The 15,702-nt window shown below is 69.8% G+C and carries 13 protein-coding genes and 2 pseudogenes; 8 read left to right on the plus strand and 7 right to left on the minus strand.

The genetic code is table 11. The features are described 5' to 3' along the window. Window positions 1–268, minus strand: a pseudogene (locus AB0I41_RS17605) (IS607 family transposase); the annotation flags it as partial. Between the two features lie 71 nt (window positions 269–339). Next, window positions 340–1,517: pseudogene (locus tag AB0I41_RS17610) on the minus strand (phosphodiester glycosidase family protein); the annotation flags it as partial. Window positions 1,518–1,613: 96 nt separating this feature from the next. On the opposite strand from AB0I41_RS17610, the gene AB0I41_RS17615 reads away from it, so the two are divergent. From AB0I41_RS17615 to AB0I41_RS17650, 8 genes are all read left to right on the plus strand, one after another. Beyond that, complete coding sequence (locus AB0I41_RS17615) at window positions 1,614–2,072, plus strand: hypothetical protein (RefSeq protein WP_357108220.1); 459 nt, start codon at window positions 1,614–1,616, stop codon at window positions 2,070–2,072. A 33-nt stretch (window positions 2,073–2,105) separates the two neighbouring features. After that, window positions 2,106–2,279 carry a hypothetical protein gene (locus AB0I41_RS17620; protein ID WP_357108222.1) on the plus strand — a complete coding sequence of 58 codons (174 nt, stop codon included), beginning with the start codon at window positions 2,106–2,108 and terminating at the stop codon, window positions 2,277–2,279. A gap of 125 nt (window positions 2,280–2,404) precedes the next feature. Continuing rightward, entirely contained in the window at window positions 2,405–3,580 is a 1,176-nt protein-coding gene (locus AB0I41_RS17625; protein WP_357108225.1) for a glutathione-independent formaldehyde dehydrogenase, read from the plus strand. A gap of 413 nt (window positions 3,581–3,993) precedes the next feature. Then, window positions 3,994–4,557, plus strand: a complete 564-nt coding sequence (locus tag AB0I41_RS17630) for an RNA polymerase sigma factor (RefSeq protein ID WP_357108229.1) — start codon at window positions 3,994–3,996, stop codon at window positions 4,555–4,557. Further along, entirely contained in the window at window positions 4,544–5,284 is a 741-nt protein-coding gene (locus tag AB0I41_RS17635; RefSeq protein ID WP_357108232.1) for a hypothetical protein, read from the plus strand. Before AB0I41_RS17630 ends, AB0I41_RS17635 begins: the two co-directional genes overlap by 14 nt. Window positions 5,285–5,346: 62 nt before the next feature. Further along, window positions 5,347–6,027 carry an ATP-binding cassette domain-containing protein gene (locus AB0I41_RS17640; RefSeq protein WP_357108430.1) on the plus strand — a complete coding sequence of 227 codons (681 nt, stop codon included), beginning with the start codon at window positions 5,347–5,349 and terminating at the stop codon, window positions 6,025–6,027. Further along, a complete protein-coding gene (locus tag AB0I41_RS17645) occupies window positions 6,024–7,370 on the plus strand; it encodes a hypothetical protein (RefSeq protein WP_357108235.1) in 1,347 nt (448 codons plus the stop codon). The genes AB0I41_RS17640 and AB0I41_RS17645 overlap by 4 nt, the downstream gene beginning before the upstream one ends. A gap of 117 nt (window positions 7,371–7,487) precedes the next feature. Next, window positions 7,488–8,168, plus strand: a complete 681-nt coding sequence (locus AB0I41_RS17650; protein ID WP_357108238.1) for a hypothetical protein — start codon at window positions 7,488–7,490, stop codon at window positions 8,166–8,168. A 685-nt stretch (window positions 8,169–8,853) separates the two neighbouring features. On the opposite strand, the gene AB0I41_RS17655 is transcribed toward AB0I41_RS17650, so the two are convergent. The 5 genes from AB0I41_RS17655 to AB0I41_RS17675 all read right to left on the minus strand — a co-directional run bounded on the left by AB0I41_RS17655 (window position 8,854) and on the right by AB0I41_RS17675 (window position 15,661). After that, window positions 8,854–10,056, minus strand: coding sequence for a glycosyltransferase family 2 protein (locus tag AB0I41_RS17655; RefSeq protein WP_357108241.1), 1,203 nt, complete (start codon window positions 10,054–10,056; stop codon window positions 8,854–8,856). Window positions 10,057–10,518: 462 nt separating this feature from the next. After that, complete coding sequence (ligA, locus tag AB0I41_RS17660; RefSeq protein ID WP_357108244.1) at window positions 10,519–12,657, minus strand: NAD-dependent DNA ligase LigA; 2,139 nt, start codon at window positions 12,655–12,657, stop codon at window positions 10,519–10,521. 386 nt (window positions 12,658–13,043) lie between these two features. After that, the gene (locus AB0I41_RS17665) at window positions 13,044–13,271 is read right to left on the minus strand and encodes a hypothetical protein (protein ID WP_357108247.1); all 228 of its coding nucleotides are present in this window, start codon (window positions 13,269–13,271) and stop codon (window positions 13,044–13,046) included. A 60-nt stretch (window positions 13,272–13,331) separates the two neighbouring features. Then, complete coding sequence (locus AB0I41_RS17670; RefSeq protein WP_357108250.1) at window positions 13,332–13,892, minus strand: DinB family protein; 561 nt, start codon at window positions 13,890–13,892, stop codon at window positions 13,332–13,334. 275 nt (window positions 13,893–14,167) lie between these two features. Continuing rightward, window positions 14,168–15,661 (minus strand): MFS transporter, encoded by a 1,494-nt coding sequence (locus AB0I41_RS17675; protein ID WP_357108253.1) that lies wholly within the window; start codon window positions 15,659–15,661, stop codon window positions 14,168–14,170. Between the last annotated feature and the right edge of the window lie 41 nt (window positions 15,662–15,702).

Here is a 15,702-nt window from a genome sequence, read left to right on the forward strand (position 1 = left end):
CCTCCTTGACGACCTCGCTAACGGCGAGACCCTGCGCATTGGCGCCCTCCACCACCCGCATGGCCTGACGACCCAGGTCATCTCCTTGGTCAGCGAAGGAGACACGGCAGTACCCGACTACACGACCTTCGACACCCGCGGGCTCGGTCACGATCCACGTACCGGAGGGCGCCTGACGGACAGGGACCGGCATCTTCCCGTCCTTCACCCACCGCCAAGCGGTCTGATAGCTCACGCCCTGCTGGCGCGCCCACTCCGAAAGCTTCACCCAACCAGAATACACGGCGATGCATGACTACGCCTGCCTATATAATGGCGAGCAGTTGTTACCCCCCCCCCCCCCCCGCCGTCGAGGTTGACCGCGTCGTACATGCCGAGCGCCTGGGCGACGGCGGCAGTCTCGTCCATGGTGGTGCCGACGCTGGTGGACTGGCGGCCGTCGATGGTGGCGAGCACGATCTTCCCGTCCCGCGTGGTCCCGGCGATGGTGCGCGGGTTGCGGGCGAAGAAGCTGCCGGAGCCGGCCGGTACGACGATCTGGCCGTCCGCCGTCAACGGGTACCGCCCGTTCACCCCGAACAGCCCGGGCCGCACGGGAAACTCCTCACCGTCCTGGTCGGTCAGGGTCGAGGTCTGGCTCACGCACCCCTGCCCGGTCACGTCCAGCAGCGCCACGGCGTCCCGCCCGGTGGCCTGCAGCGACGTCTGGCCGGCGGCCAGCGCTACGCCCCGGGTGGTCGAGGTACGCACCACGCAGCCGAGCCGGTCGAGCACGACCTCCACGCCCGCACCCGACGGGGTGGACGCGGCGAACTCGGGGGTGAACGCGACGACGTCGCCGGGGAGGGCGCACTGCGTCTGGTCGGCGAGGGCGGCGCAGCCGGCGGGCACGACCGGCGGATGGTTGACGAACCCCAGCGGCAGGCTGGCTCCGGTCAGCCGGTTCCGTACGCTGCCCGACCAGGTCAGCTTCCCAGTAAGGGCGCGGTTGCTGTTGGCGTCGACGACGAAGCTGACCTCGGCCGGGTCGCCGGTGGGCTCGCTGAGCAGCTTCCCGCCGAACAGCCCCAGCCCGACCGGGTCACCGGGGTAGAGCTGGCTGGCGGTGAAGGTGAAGAAGGAGGCGTTGACCCCCGCCAGGGCGCCGGAGGCGCGGACAAGGTCGGTGGTCTTCTCGACCTGGCTCAGGTTCGGGCCGTACGTCGCCTTCAGGTGCCCGCGGGCCTGGCTCGGGTCGATGGTGAGCACGTTGACCACCCACGGACCGCGCGTGGTGGTGTTGATCTGGTCGGCGGGCGCCGGCTCACTGCCCCGCTCAATCCGGGTAAGGGTGACACCGCCGGCCAGGGCACGAGAGGTGCGTACCTCCGTCAGGTCGGCGTCGCCGAGCGGAAGGGCGCCGGCGGCGGCCTGGGCCCGGGCCTGCGGTACGACACCAGAGCCACCGCGGCCAGCGCGGCCGCCGCGATCGCCCCCGCCCGGCGGAAGCGGGACAGGTCAGGAATGGAAACAGTCATGCCCCTGACCCTGGTACCGCCACCGAACCACATGATCGAACTTCACTTGACACCGAGTCGAACTATGGCCAACGGACTTACCTGGAGGAGGCGGCGGTGAGCGGCACCGACAAGCCGATCGGCTACTGGCTCAAGCACCTGCACAACCTGATCGAGGAGCAGTTCGACGCGACGCTCGGCGACCTCGGCCTCGACCGCCGACAGTGGCAGATCCTGAACGTGCTCTCCAGCGCGCCGCGCAGCCGCAGCGAGATCGAGCAGGCGCTGGCACCGTTCTGGCCGGATGGCGTACCCGCCCTCGGTGCGGCCCTCAACGGTCCCGACGGCCTGGTCAGGCGGGGGTGGGTGGGGCACGACGGCGAGGCGCTCACCCTGATGGAGGCGGGCCGCTCGGCACATAGAACGGTGGCGGAGCGCGTCGGTGAAACGCGGCGGCTGCTGCTACGCGGGCTCTCCCCCGAGCAGTACGTCGAGACCGTCCGGATCCTGTCGGTCATGGCCGGCAACCTCGAATCGACGTTGGGCAGCCCGACGGCGAGCGGCAACCAGAACTAAGGGGACCACCTGCCGGTGCCGAGTTCCGGACGCGTGGCGGAACGGCTCCTGAGCGGCAACCAGCGGTTGGTCCACCTGCAGAACGCACTCATCGATGTGATCGATCTGCTCGATCCGCACGGAGAGCGGATCCCATCAGAACATCGCGGCCGACTGCCGGTGGATAAGCAGCAGGTGCCGGCACCGTTGGCACCAAGACATCGTTGAGCCTTGGACACCAGCCGGCCCTGACCGGCGGCACCGACACGACGTAGCCAACTGCTGCCCCTGGCGACTCGTCGCCGCCGGCTGGCGCACTGGACGGCCCGGATCACTGACCGGAGGGGGCACGAATGAGAGCCGTGGTGTACGAGGACGTCCGGACCGTCGGGGTGCGGGAGGTGCCCGACGCGACGCTGGAGGCGGAGACCGACGCGCTGGTGCGGATCACCTCCAGCGCCCTGTGTGGCACGGACCTGCACATGTACGACGGGCGGACCGGAGCGAGCCCCGGCCTGGTGCTCGGCCACGAACCGCTGGGCGTGGTCGAGCAGGTGGGTGGCGCCGTGCAGACCGTCCGGCCGGGCATCCGGGTGGTGATCCCGACCCACCTGTTCTGCGGCACCTGCATGATGTGCGCCCGCGGGCTGTCCGCGGCCTGCCTGAAAGCGCGTCCGGAAGGGCCGGGCGCCGCATACGGCTACGCCGGGATGGGCCCCTACGGGGGAGCCCAGGCAGACCTGCTCCGCGTGCCGTGGGCGGACGCGAACTGCGTACCCGTGCCCGGGGAGCCCGGCGACGCGCACGAGGACGACTTCGTCCTGCTCGCCGACGCGTTCGTCACCGGCTGGCACGCCGCCGCCACCCTCGCCGTCGTCGAGCCCGGCGACACGGTGGCCGTGTTCGGCGCCGGCGCCATCGGCCTGCTCAGCGCGTACTCGGCACTGCTTCGGGGTGCCCGGGTGGCGTACTGCGTGGACGGCGTGGATGCCCGGCTGGACAAGGCCGGCGAACTCGGCGCGGTCCCGGTCGACTTCCGTCGCGGCGACCCGGTCGAGCAGATCCGCGAGGACAGGAGACGGGCCGGCCTGCCCCTCGGCGAGGAAAAACTGAGCGGAGTCGACAAGGTGGTCGACGCGGTCGGGTTCCAGGCCCGCGACCGCGAACACCCCGACCAGGAACGCCCCAACCAGGTCATCGCCGACGCGGCACGGCTGGTCAACCCGACCGGCGCTATCGGCGTCGCCGGCGTGTACCCGGACAAGGACCTGCACCCACGACCCGGCGCCACCGCCCGCGAAGACCTGGTCGCACCGTGGGGGACCCTCTTCAGCAAAGGCGTCGCGGTCCGGTTCGGCCGCACCCACGACCGCCGCTACACCCGGCTGCTGCGTGACATGGTCGTCTCCGACCGGGCCAGGCCCGGTGTCATCGTCACCCACCACGGCACACTCACGGACGCACCCGACCTGTACCGGCGCTTCGACCGCCGCGAAGACGGGGTGATCAAAGCCGTCCTGCACCCGTGACAAACGCTCGGGAGTCCCGCCCCGCCGTTGACGAAGCCGACGCCAGCGCGGGGTCCAAGCGTGGAGCGGGCACTGCAGCCGGTACCCCACATCGGTCTGACGGGCTGTTCCGCCATGCAGTGGAATCAGCAGCACGATGAGTGCCCCGACCACGGCTGCGCCAGCAGCCGACTACGAAGCACAGGCGGAACGCATCGTCACGCCTGGCACCGCCGTCTTCCTTCATGAAGCCGTCGTACCCGGCGTGGGAGCATCCGATTCCAATACGACCGGTCGGACACGGTCGCCCGGGAGATCAGCCCCTCCCTTCCCCGGTCGCTGGTGAAGCGTAGTCAGCCCGCGATGTACGCCGGGAAAGCAGAAAGGCGGCGTCGTGGTGAACCGGTTGCCGCTGGAACGCAACAGAGAAGGCGATGGACAACGATGAGCTGATCGCTGCCATGGCGGGCGGTGACGACGTGGCGCTGCGGGAATTGTTCTCGCGGCATGCGCCGTGGCTGGCTGCCCGGCTGCGCGCGGTGCTGCCCGCCGCCGATGTCGAGGACGTGCTGCAGGAGACGTTCCTGGCGGCCTGGCGGGGTGCTGGGGGTTACCGGCGGGAGGGCGCAGGCGGCTGGCTGTGGGGGATCGCCCGCCGGCAGGCCGCGTTGTGGCTCCGCCGGCGCGGCCAGCCCGACGTACTGCTGGCCGCCCTGGTCGCCGACGATGAGCGACAGTCGGCAGACCCGGCGGAGGCGGCGTTGTCCAGGGTGGAACTCGCCGATGCTCTCAAGGCGTTGGGGCCGGAGGGCAATCCGCAGCGCGAGACGTGGCGGCTGATGTATGTCGAGGACAGGACGGTGGCTGAGGTGGCTGCGCTGATGGGTGTTCCCGCGGGCACGGTGAAGAGCCGCGCCCATCAGGTCCGCCGGCTGCTGCGCGCGGCGCTGCGGCGGAACGAGCCGGTGCGCGACGGGGGCAGTGATGACCGGCGGTGATGAGGTGACCGGCGACCGCGAGGACTCGGTGGGACGGGCTTCCAGGCCACGCGACGTCGATCTGGGCCGGGTCTGGATCGGGGTGGCCGCGGACGTGTGGCGACGCCGCCCTGGGCCGCTGGAGCGGCTGGCTGGGCAGGTGCTGCGGTCACCGGGCCTGGCCCGGGCGCTGGTGACCACGCCGTCGCTGCTGCTCGGGTGGGTCATCGCCACAGTGGTGGTGCTGGGCGCCGGGACGCTGGCCACGCTGGGGACCGGGGCACCGTACGTGGCTCTGCTCGCGCCCGCTGTCGCTGCGGCGGGCATCGCGTACGCCTACGGGCCGGGGATCGACCCCGCCTGGGAGTTGTCCTGCAGCATGGCGGTCAGCGACCGGATGGTGCTGCTGGTCCGGACGCTGGCGGTGTTCGGCCTGAACGCGGCGCTCGGACTGGCCGCCTCGGCCGCGTCGGGCGCCGCCATGACGGTCACGTTCGGCTGGCTGGTCCCGATGACCGCGGTGTGCGCGCTCGCCCTGGCGGCCGCGACGGTCGCCCAGTCGGCGAACGTCGGCGTGGCGGCGGGCGTGGCCGGCTGGGTGATCACGCTCATGTCCGGGCAGGCGGCCGCCGGGCGGTTGACCGCTGCGGTCACCGACTCCGCCCTGATGCTTCCCTACCTGGCGTTCACCGCCTGCTGCGCCGCGATCGTGCTGTTTGCGACCCGGACCCCGAGAGGAACGTCATGAACGTCGAGATAACCGACCTGACCCGGCGGCTCGGCCGCACCCAGGCGGTAGCTGGGGTAACGATGGCAACCGGTCGCGGGGTGTTCGGACTGCTGGGCCCGAACGGGGCGGGCAAGACGTCGTTGCTGCGGATGATGGCCACGGTGATCCCGCCGTCCTCCGGGCATATGCGGCTGCTCGGCCGCGATCCCGGCGACTACGGGCAGCGGAAGCAGATCCGGCGCAGGCTCGGCTACCTGCCGCAGAACCTGGGCTACTACCCGGGGTTCACCGTCGTGGAGTTTGTCGAGTACTTCGCGCTACTGAAGGAGATGCCAGCGGTAGGGGTGCATCACGCGGTGGCGGCTGCGGTCGAGCGGGTGGGCCTGGGCGACAAGGCGACGGCCAAACTGCGCACCCTCTCCGGCGGAATGCTGCGCCGGGTGGGGATCGCACAGGCGATCGTCAACGAGCCCGAGCTGCTGCTGCTGGACGAGCCGACCGCCGGACTGGATCCCGAGCAGCGGGTGGCGTTCCGTGCCCTGTTGCGCGACCTTGGGCAGCGCGCCACCGTGATCGTCAGCACGCACCTGGTCGAGGACGTCGGCGCCGCCTGCACCCAGGTTGGCCTGATGGACCGGGGAAAGATTGTCTTCCAGGGCACACCGGACGAGCTGACCGCCCGCGCCGAGGGAACCGATGCGGCGGGCGATGCCCCGCTGGAACGCGGATACAGTGCGGTGCTGGCGGAGGCGCGGTCATGACCGCCGCGCCACCAGTGCCGGTGCCTGCCAGGCCGGTGCGGCCCCCGCGGTTGCCGCTCGACGCGGCCGGGCGGCTGCTGCGGCTGGAGTTGCGCCGCAACGCGATGCTGTGGATGCTGCCGCTGGCCGCCGCGCTGTTCTGGTTCGTCACTTACCGCAGGAGCATGGCGTACCCGCCGTTGTGGAACGTCCGCGCCATGACCATGCAGACCGCCGGCGTGGCGGTTTTCGTGCCGACAGTGGTCGGTGCCGCTGCGTGGATGGGTTCGCGGGAGGGCCGCCACGGCATGGCCGACCTGGTGGCATGCAGCGCCCGGCCGCGCTGGGCCCGCCAACTTGCCGCCTGGGCGGCCACGACCTGCTGGGCGGTGGTGGCCTACCTGGGCTGTGTGGGCGTCCTGTACGGCGTCACCGCGCGGCAGGTCGCCTGGGGCGGGCCGTTGTGGTGGCCGGCCGCGGTCGGCGCCGCGAGCCTGCCGGCCTTCTCCGCGCTCGGGTTCGCCGCCGGGGCGCTGCGCCCCAGCCGGTTCACCACACCGCTGGTCGCGGTCGCCGCGTTCCTCGCGCTCGAACTCAGCGCGCAATTCATCCACGGCGACCAGTCGTACTGGCAGATTTCGCCGCTGGTTGCCGGTCCCTGGGAGATCGGGCCGAATGAGGGTGTCGGGACTTTCTACCGGTACCTGCCAGACCTTCCCATCGCCCAGGTGATGTTCCTCGCCGGCCTCACTGCGGCCCTGCTGGGCGTCCTGGGCCTGCCCACCGGCTCCGGCGGGCGGTGGCTGCGCCGGTCCGCCGCGGCCATCACCGCAGTCGGCCTGCTGGCGGCCGGAACCGCCGTCGCGCTGGCCGGCACCGGCCGGCTCGACGCACACGGCATGATCGCCATCCCCGCCCTGCGCGATGCGGCCAACGACCGTCCGATCCGCTACACCCCGGTCTGCAGCCACACCCCGATCCCGGTCTGCCTGCACCCCGCCTACACCATCTATCTGCCCGCCGTGGCGGCCGCCCTCGAACCGGTCCTCGGCGAGGTGGCGGGCCTGCCCGGCGCGCCGGTCCGCATCGACCAGGCCGCCGCGACCTATCAACAGGGACCAGGCAACAGCGTCGGTATCCGCAGGGCGGGCCCTCCCCTGAGCGGCACGCCGCCGGTGTTCCACCTGCTCCTCCCCAACCAGCTACCAGGCCCCGCCATGGCCACCAGCGACCTGACTGCCGCGATACGAACGACCGCCGGGCGCGACATCGTAGCCAGTCATAGGCGCCGGTCGCAGCGCCAGCCCGGCGCAGCAGGCCGTCATGGCGGCCATTCTCGACACAGTCGCCACGGCGCCCGATAGTCAGATCGCTGCTGCGGCTCAGCGGCTTGCCGCGCTGTCGGCTGCTGCCCGGCATGCCTGGCTCGTTGAACACCTGGCCGCGCTGCGGGCCGGCCACCTCACCCTGGCGCAGTTGCCATGACCGCGGGCGAAGCGCGTAAGGTGCCGCCAGGATTGGCGCCGGCCGATGGGGTGCTCCCCGGCGAGCCGCTGCGGCCCGGCCTGCGCCTGGCGCGCCTGCACCTGGCCAGCCGCCGGGTCCCGGCGGCTCTGGCAGCAGTCGCGGCCTGCGCTGTCACGCTGCGGATCGCGCTGCACTGGGACTGGGACGCCTACGGCGCTCTGCAGTTGCCGCTGATATTCGAAACTGGGTGCGCCGCAGCCATCGCTGTCACCACCGCCAGCCCGTTCGGCGAGCCGGAACGCGCTACCGGCCGGTGGCTGCCGCTCCTGCGGCTGGGCGCCGCGCTGGCGCTGACCGCAGCCGCAGCCGGCGCCCTGGCCGCCGCTGGAACCGGTGCGCACCTGGCCGGCGGCACCTTGGAGGTGCTGCGCAACATGGCCGGGCTGACCGGCATCGGCCTGCTGTGCGCCGTCGCGCTCGGCGGCGCGCTGGCCTGGACCGGCCCTACGGCCTACCTGATGATCGCTGTATACGCGCTGTACACGCAATGGCACGGCCCGGCCCTGACCACGCCATGGATCTGGCCGGCCCGCCCGGGCCACGACATCGGCGCCGCGATCTGTGCCGGCCTGGTGTTCGCCGTCGGGATCGTGCTCATCACGGTTTTCGGAGCCCGCGACCCTGTCGGGGAGTGAGTCCCGTGGGTGGTCCACCAGCAGCGGGCGCCGGGCGGCATCGGCGTCAACCCCGGTCAGTGGTCGCCGCAGCACGGGGTCGGGTTGGGGATCTCGAAGGGTGCGAACCGATCCGACCCTGCGGGCGTGACGATCAGCGTGAGGATCCCGTCGCGTCATAGCGGCGCGGAACTCCGGTGGTGGTCTGTGAGAGGAACACTTCGTAGCGGAGTTCCGCGCTCTACCTCTCACAATCCAGCCGATTCCCGCCCGTTGCCACTTATTCCGGACGGCACGTTTCGTACTCAGCTCAGGGCGTTGCGCGGACAGCTTCACTCTGCTACACGGAGCAGCCGCACAAACCATCCCACTCGCTTTTGTGGGCGGGATGGTTTGTGCGGCTCAATTTCCTGTCCGGTGGGTGAACCTCCACCGGTTACCGACGGCTGGTCCCTCGCTCAGCAGTGAGGCCTCACGATCGGCCCAGTTCGACGGTCTGCATGGCGCGGTTATGCGCCCGGCGAGTCACTTATCCCTTGCGGCTGAACCGAACCTTCGGTGCGATGCGCAGTAGCGCTGCCCCCACCGCCACGAACGCGAACCCAGCCAGAACAACCCACATTGTTGATGCCCCGGTCAGAGCCAGTCCACCGCCGGTGGCCATACCGCCACCGATGAGGCCGCCGCCTGTGTACCCATCCATCGCCTACCACTTTCTCTCTCTGCGCAGAAGCGCGTCCGCGAACGCCTTCGCGTGTACGAATTGGAGGAACATGTCGAGCACCAGCTCATACATGGTTGCGGCCAGAAGCATGTGCTTCCAGCCGCGATATCGCAACGTCACTACCCGTTCCAGAACAAAAACGGCAGTAACGAGCATCCAGAGAGGACGGGCTTGAAATCCGCCCACGGCCGCCGCGTATATTAGGGTGCCTAAGTACGCGAACGTGACGAGTATGCCGAGCATAGTGAACAACTGTCGGCCCCAATAGCGCCACGTGATACGCGTGAGGCCATATTGAACGCAGTTCTCGATGGCTCCGCGCTTCCAGCGTTCGCGTTGCTTCCACAGCGCGCGCCACGTCGGCATCACCTCGGTGACGAGCGTACATTCCTTCGGGCTGAGAACCTTGTAGCCGAGGTGAAGCAACGCGAAGGTCAATTCATTGTCCTCGGTAAGAACGCTGGTGTCATAGACGCCACCCATCCCGTCGCCAGCAGGCAGAACGCCCGCAATGCGCCCGCGACTGACGGCCTTGAGGGTGGCGACCCGAAACAGTGCCGCCGTACCCGTAACGACCAGGCACTTACCGTTGAGGCGTGCCACATCCCGGGCATACCGCGCGTACTCGTTGCGCTGCAGATGACCCACGAAACCGCCGCCTGCGCCGCCTCGGAAGATACCGCCAACCGCGCCCATCTTCGGGTCCGCGTTCAGCTTGGCAACGGCGTAGTTCAGGAAGTCAGGGTCCAGTTCGCTGTCCGCGTCCACGACCATGACCATGTCATTGTCGGCCATTTGTGGTAACAGATCAGCGAAGACCTGGTTAAGGGCGCCCGCTTTCTTGTGACTGTTGTCTCTGGTCACAAGAACCTGCGCACCAGCCCAATAGGCCAGCTTCGCGGTCTGATCGATGCAATTGTCCGCCACCACGACGACACGGCTCGGCCGGTATGTCTGATTCTGCAAGGCGTCTACCGCACCACGGATGCCCGCTTCCTCGTTGTGTGCCGGTATCACGACGATGAGCCGCCCCTTCGGGGTGGCGCGACCAACGGCGAGGACGCTCTCGCGACTCGGACGACGCCCCGATTTGCGAGGCGAAGGGATATGGCTTTCCCGCGAAGGGGGACTTACTGGCGCGCTGCCGGGGAGAGTCGCCGCCCTGGTGTTCGCCGCATCCGACATTCCGCGATGACGCCCTGCAACCGGCACCCCAGCGTAGGGTCTATGGGTTGTTGTGGCCGGAGTTTCCCGGCCTACTCCCGCCCAGGTTCCCACGCAGAGCCCCTTCCTCCGGGTCGACGTTCGGCCGCCGCGGATCCTTCAATTAGTCATGGACGGGACGTGGTGTTTCACGTTACCCGATGGCAGAGCGGTGGGTAGCCGACCGTTCGGCCGGTCGAGACGCGCCGAACGCATCGTGGTGCAACGTAGAGACGCAGAACCCGGCATGAAGGTGGTCCTCTCATAGCCGCACCGCGACCACGATCACCTCGGCTGGGAACCGCAACCCGGCGAACGCCGATTTCGGTGGCAGCCGAGCACGAGAGCGGGTCGGCCACTTCACCGGTCGAGCCTGCCTCGCCCCTGCCAACACTCAATGCAACGGTGCCCTGGTCGCTTGGTGCTTGCTGCGCGCCGAGCGACTCAGGCGAGGATCCTGCGGATGGCGTCGATGTCGTCGGCGGCGTGGGCGTGCAGCAGGGCGGCAAACTGGTCAGCGGGCAGGATCCGGACGCCCAGTTGCTCGGCCTTGTCGGCTTTGCTGCCCGCGCCCTCGCCGACGACGACCAGGTCCGTGCGTTTCGACACCGACCCGGAGGACCTCCCACCGAGCGTTTCAACGGCCTCGTTGCCCTCGTTTCGGGTCAGGCCCGGGACGGCGCCGGTCACGACGACGGTCATCGGGGTTCCGTCCGGCTTCTGCAGTGGACGCGGGCTGGGCGCGCCGTCCGGGGCCGGGGCGGCGAGGGCAGGGCTGTCAGGTTCCGTCATGTTCATCCAGCGTGCGGTGAGTTTGTCGATCACCGGGGCCAGTTCAATCAGCTCGGCGGCGATGGTGACCGCGCGTTCCGGGCCGACGCCCTCGACCTGCTGGAGGTCCTCGACGGTGGCGTCGAGCAGGGCCTGCATGGTGCCGAAGTGCCGGGCCAGGCGCCGGGACATGGACCGGCCTGTCATCCGTACCCCGAGGCCGGTCAGCACCCGCGACAGTGGCCGGTTCTTCGAAGCCTGGATGTTCGCCATGAGCTTGCCGGCGGATACCTCCGCCATCCGGTCGAGCGTGGCCAGGGTCGGCACGTCGAGGTCGTAGAGATCGGCGGGGTCGGTGACCAGGCCGGCCGCCACGAGACCACTGATGATCTTGTCGCCGAGGCCCTCGATGTCCATCGAGTCGCGGGCGGCGTAGTAGGCCAGGGACTCGTGTGCGCCGCAGGACCGGCCCCGGGTGCACCGCCACCGCTTCTGGGAGCGGTCGATGTCGCCAGCGCAGCGGGGACAGGCGGTCGGAGGTTCAAACGGTGTCGAGTCGGCGGGCCGGTCGCCGAGCCTGGCACCGGTGACCTCGGGGATGACGTCGCCGGCCCGGCGCACGAACACGGTGTCCCCGGCGCGGACGTTGCGCCGGGCCAGATCATCGAAGTTGTGCAGGGTGGCGGAGGTGACGGTGACGCCGCTGACCACGACCGGTTCCAGGACGGCGACCGGGGTGATGACACCGGTGCGGCCGACCTGGACCTCGATGCGCAGCAGCCGGGTGGTGCGGGTGTCGGCGGGGAACTTGTAGGCGATGCCCCAACGCGGAGCCCGGCTGGAGAAGCCGGCTAGGTCCCGGTCAGCGGGCTGGTCGGCCTTGATGACCGCCCCGTCCACGCCGAACCCCAGCTCCCCGCGGCGGGCGTGCAGCGCCTCCACCGCGGCGACGACCTCGTCAATCATCGCGCACAGCGGCATCCCGGCCGCCGAGGTCGCGGTGGTCGCGACGCCGAGCTGGCCGATGCGGGCCATCCCGGTGGAGTGTGGTACCGGCTCACCGTCGGCACCGTCCAGCCCATGCACGGTATACGCGAGGAACGACAGCGGTGCGTCGTAGGCGCGGTCCTGCGCGCGTAGGGTGCCGGCCGCCGCGCTGCGCGGGTGCGCGAAGGCCGGCTCGCCGTGGCTGGCGCGCAGCACGTTGGCGGCGGCGAAGTCGGCGTCGGTCATGAACACTTCGCCGCGGACCTCCACGGTCAGCGGCTCCGCCAGTCGGGCGGGTAGCCCGGCGGCCCGCCAGGCCTGCCTGGTTACGTCCTCGCCGGCCCGGCCGTCACCGCGGGTGGCGACCAGCGTCAGCTGCCCGTCGACGTAGCGTCCGGCGACTGCGAGACCGTCAATCTTCGGCTCGACCGTGTACCCGCCGACCGGGCGGCCCAGCAGCCGCTCCAGCCGGGCCGCCCACCTACGCAGGGTGTCGGCGTCGAACACGTTCTCCAGGCTGAGCATGGGCGAGCTGTGCTCGACATCGCCGACCACACCCACCCCGGCTGCGACCATCTCGGTCGGCGAGTCGTCGGCCTTCCACTCGGGGTACCCGACTTCGGTCGCGGCGACCCGCGCCAGCAACGCGTCGTAAGCCGCGTCGTCAATGACCAGGTCGGGCCCACTGTAGTACGCCGTAGCGGCCGCTCGGGCTTCGGCGACCGCTGACCGGTACGCCTCCACCGACTCGAAGGGCTTGGCCCGCGCGGCGTCAACGACCGGGTCGACCAGCTCATCCACACCGCTGCCACCCTGACTAGGCATCGGACCGACCTCCTTGATTCGCCGATGGTCTTCACAGCGAGTCACCTCGCACCCCGCTGGCGCATCGCATGGTCGTCCCACCGGGCTGACCTGCCGCGCAGCCTAGCCATCGGATACGACATGAGGCCTCCGTCGGGGCGAGATCGTGCCTACCGCGGTTCGGTCGGGATGGTGTGGCTGCGGAGCTGGGCCAGGAGTCGTCCTCTGTGGAGGCGGGAATGGCGAGGCCGAGGAGGCGTCGGGCAGCCGAACCCTGGGATGGGCAGAACGGGCCACCTGCTGATCTTCAGCAAGCGAGCGCAGAATCCGGTAGGTACCGGTATTCGAAATGGGTGAGGTGGAGTGCGGCGCGGACGATTTACCGTGTCGCCGGACCAACACCTCCATCAGCCCCCGCCGCAGGCGACGACGACCCCGATCAGCGTCGACCGACCGGCCTCGACCACCCGCTCATCCTCGGCCGACAGGTCGACGCCCGTGCTGGCGTTGACCTGGATCACCCGGTACGCCGTCAACCCACACGGCGTGTCCTCGTCGAACAGGGCCAGCCAGCCCAACTCCTCTTCGAAGCGCGACCGGGAGAGGGAGTCCCGGCCGGGGTGATCCTGACGCAACGGCCGCCCGTCGTACGTCGGCAGGGGCTCGACCTCGGCCCGGGTGTTACGCAGAGTGCTTTACTGCCCGACTCGGCCGTCGATGCATTCGCGTAGCAGATCGGCGTGCCCGCAGTGTCGGGCGTACTCCTCGATCCGGTGGACCCACAGCGCGCGGACGGCGATGCTGTCCTTCCCCACCCGCTCACCCAGATCCGGATGCGTGGCCAATGCTGTGTCGGTGGCCGCCTGCTCGCGAGCGAGATCGGCGAATGCGCTGTCGACTATCGCCTGCTCAGCGACGGCTCCGTCGAAGTCCCCATCACGCGCTCCGTACAGCTTCGGCGCTGGGTTCCCTGGCCGGATCCAGTTGCGCCAGTCCCGTTCCACTTCGGCCAGATGGCGGAGGAGTCCGAGCAACGACATGTTCGATGGAGGCACCGACCGACGAGCCAGCTGCTCCGGGTCCAACCCCTCACACTTCATCTGCAGGGTCAGTCGATAGTCCCTCAGGTAGTCCTGCAGCGTCGCCAACTCACCGTCCGGGCTGGCTCCGTCATTGTTTCGGGGATCCTGGTCGGGGTCCGCCCACATGTCGGGGTAGACATTGGCCTGGCTCCACCGCTCGGGTACGTCGCTCACCGGGTTCACGATGCCGAGCAGTGACCCGACAGGCAAGCGAGTATTCAGGCGGCGCCCAGCCGACGCTACCGGGCGCGGGCCGTCGTTCAGGGACCCGCTTCAAGATCTGGCTGACTGTTCCGCCGCAATCCGCGCGGGCAGCCGTCACTCGGTACATCGCAATCCGCAGACTGTAGTTACGCAGGGCGACCGACCGCGTGGTGGTAATCACCGTGCGGTGGGCCAGTCATAGCCGTCCTGGTGGAGCCGGCTTGGCCTCCTCCGGCAGCATGGTTCTATGAGCGAGCCGCCTCGTAGTCGGGGAGTGCGGCCGGGGTGGTCCGGGTTGCCGGGCGCATGGTCACGATCAGTACGGCCAGCCCGGCGAAGATGACCGTGGCGACGACGCCGGTGACGTGCAGGCTGGCGGTGAACGCCTCCCGCGCGGTGTGCAGCAGTTCCGCGCCCTGGCTGGCGGGAAGGTGCTGGCTCGCGGCGACCGCGCCGGCCAGCGAGTCGGACGTGCCGTCCATCCGGCTGCGGTAGACCACCGCGGCCACCACGCCGATCAACGCGAAGCCGAGCGAACCGCCGAAGTAGTTGCCGGTCTCCGACATCGACGCCGCCGAGCCGGCCCGCTCCGGCGGTACGGACCCGACGACCAGCCCGGTGCCCAGCGCGAACAGCGGGCCGGTGCCCAACGCCAGTACGGCGATGCCGATCATCACCATCGGCAGGGCGCTCGCACCGTGGACTCCGACCAGCAGCAGGCTGCCCAGCGCCGACCCCACCAGCCCGCCGGCGATCGCGGTCGTCTGCTTCATCCGCCGGGCCAGCACCGGTGCGGCCATGGTGCCGACCGCCACGCCCAGGCCCATTGGTGCGAACAGCACCGCCGACGCGACCGGCGAGAAGCCCAGCACGCTCTGCAGGTATTGGGTCACCATCAGGCCCGTACCCGCCATGGCGATTCCGGCGAAGACCAGCGCGACGAGTACGGCCGCTAACGGGCGGTTGCGAAACAGCCGCAGGTCCAGCAGCGGCGTCTCCAGCCGCAGTTGCCGGAGTGCGAACAGCAATCCGATGCCTGCGCCGACAACGAGGGCCACGGCCGGCACGACTGACAGGCTCTCGACGGTCAGCTGCTTGATGCCGTAGACCATCAAAAGCACCGCCACGAGCGACAGCCCGACGCTGGCCAGGTCCAGCCGGCCGGCCTGGTCGCTGCGGAACTCCGGCAGCAGGACCGGCCCGCCGAGCAGCAGCAGCAGCAGCGCCGGCACGGCGGCCAGGAACACCGATCCCCACCAGAAGTGTTGGAGCAGGAATCCGGCGAATACGGGTCCGAGCGCGCCGCCGGTGAACTGGCAGGTCGCCCAGATCGCGATGGCCTGCCCGCGCTGCCGTTCGTCGCGGAACATGTTGGTGATCAAGGCAAGGGTGGACGGCGTCAGGGTCGCGCCGGCGACGCCCAGCAGCGCACGCGCGACGATCAGCATCAGCGGGCTGACCGCGAAGGCCGCCACGAGCGACAGCACAGCGAACGCCGCTCCGCCGATCATCAGCAGCCGCCGGCGGCCGATCCGATCGCCGAGCGTACCCATCGTGATGACCAGGCCGGCCACCATGAATCCGTAGCTGTCACTGATCCACAGCTGTTGGACGTTGGTGGCACCCAGGTCGGCGCTCAGCCGTGGGAGCGCGAGGAGCAACGCCGTCATGTCCACCGCGACGAGCAATGTCGGCATCATGAGGACGGCCAGTCCCAGCCATGCCCGGTTGACCCGCATATCCGAAACTTCCTGTTCTCTCGACGTTTCGCAGGCTGGTC

The sequence above is a fragment of the Micromonospora sp. NPDC050200 genome, assembly GCF_040656135.1.
Lineage (GTDB): Bacteria > Actinomycetota > Actinomycetes > Mycobacteriales > Micromonosporaceae > Micromonospora.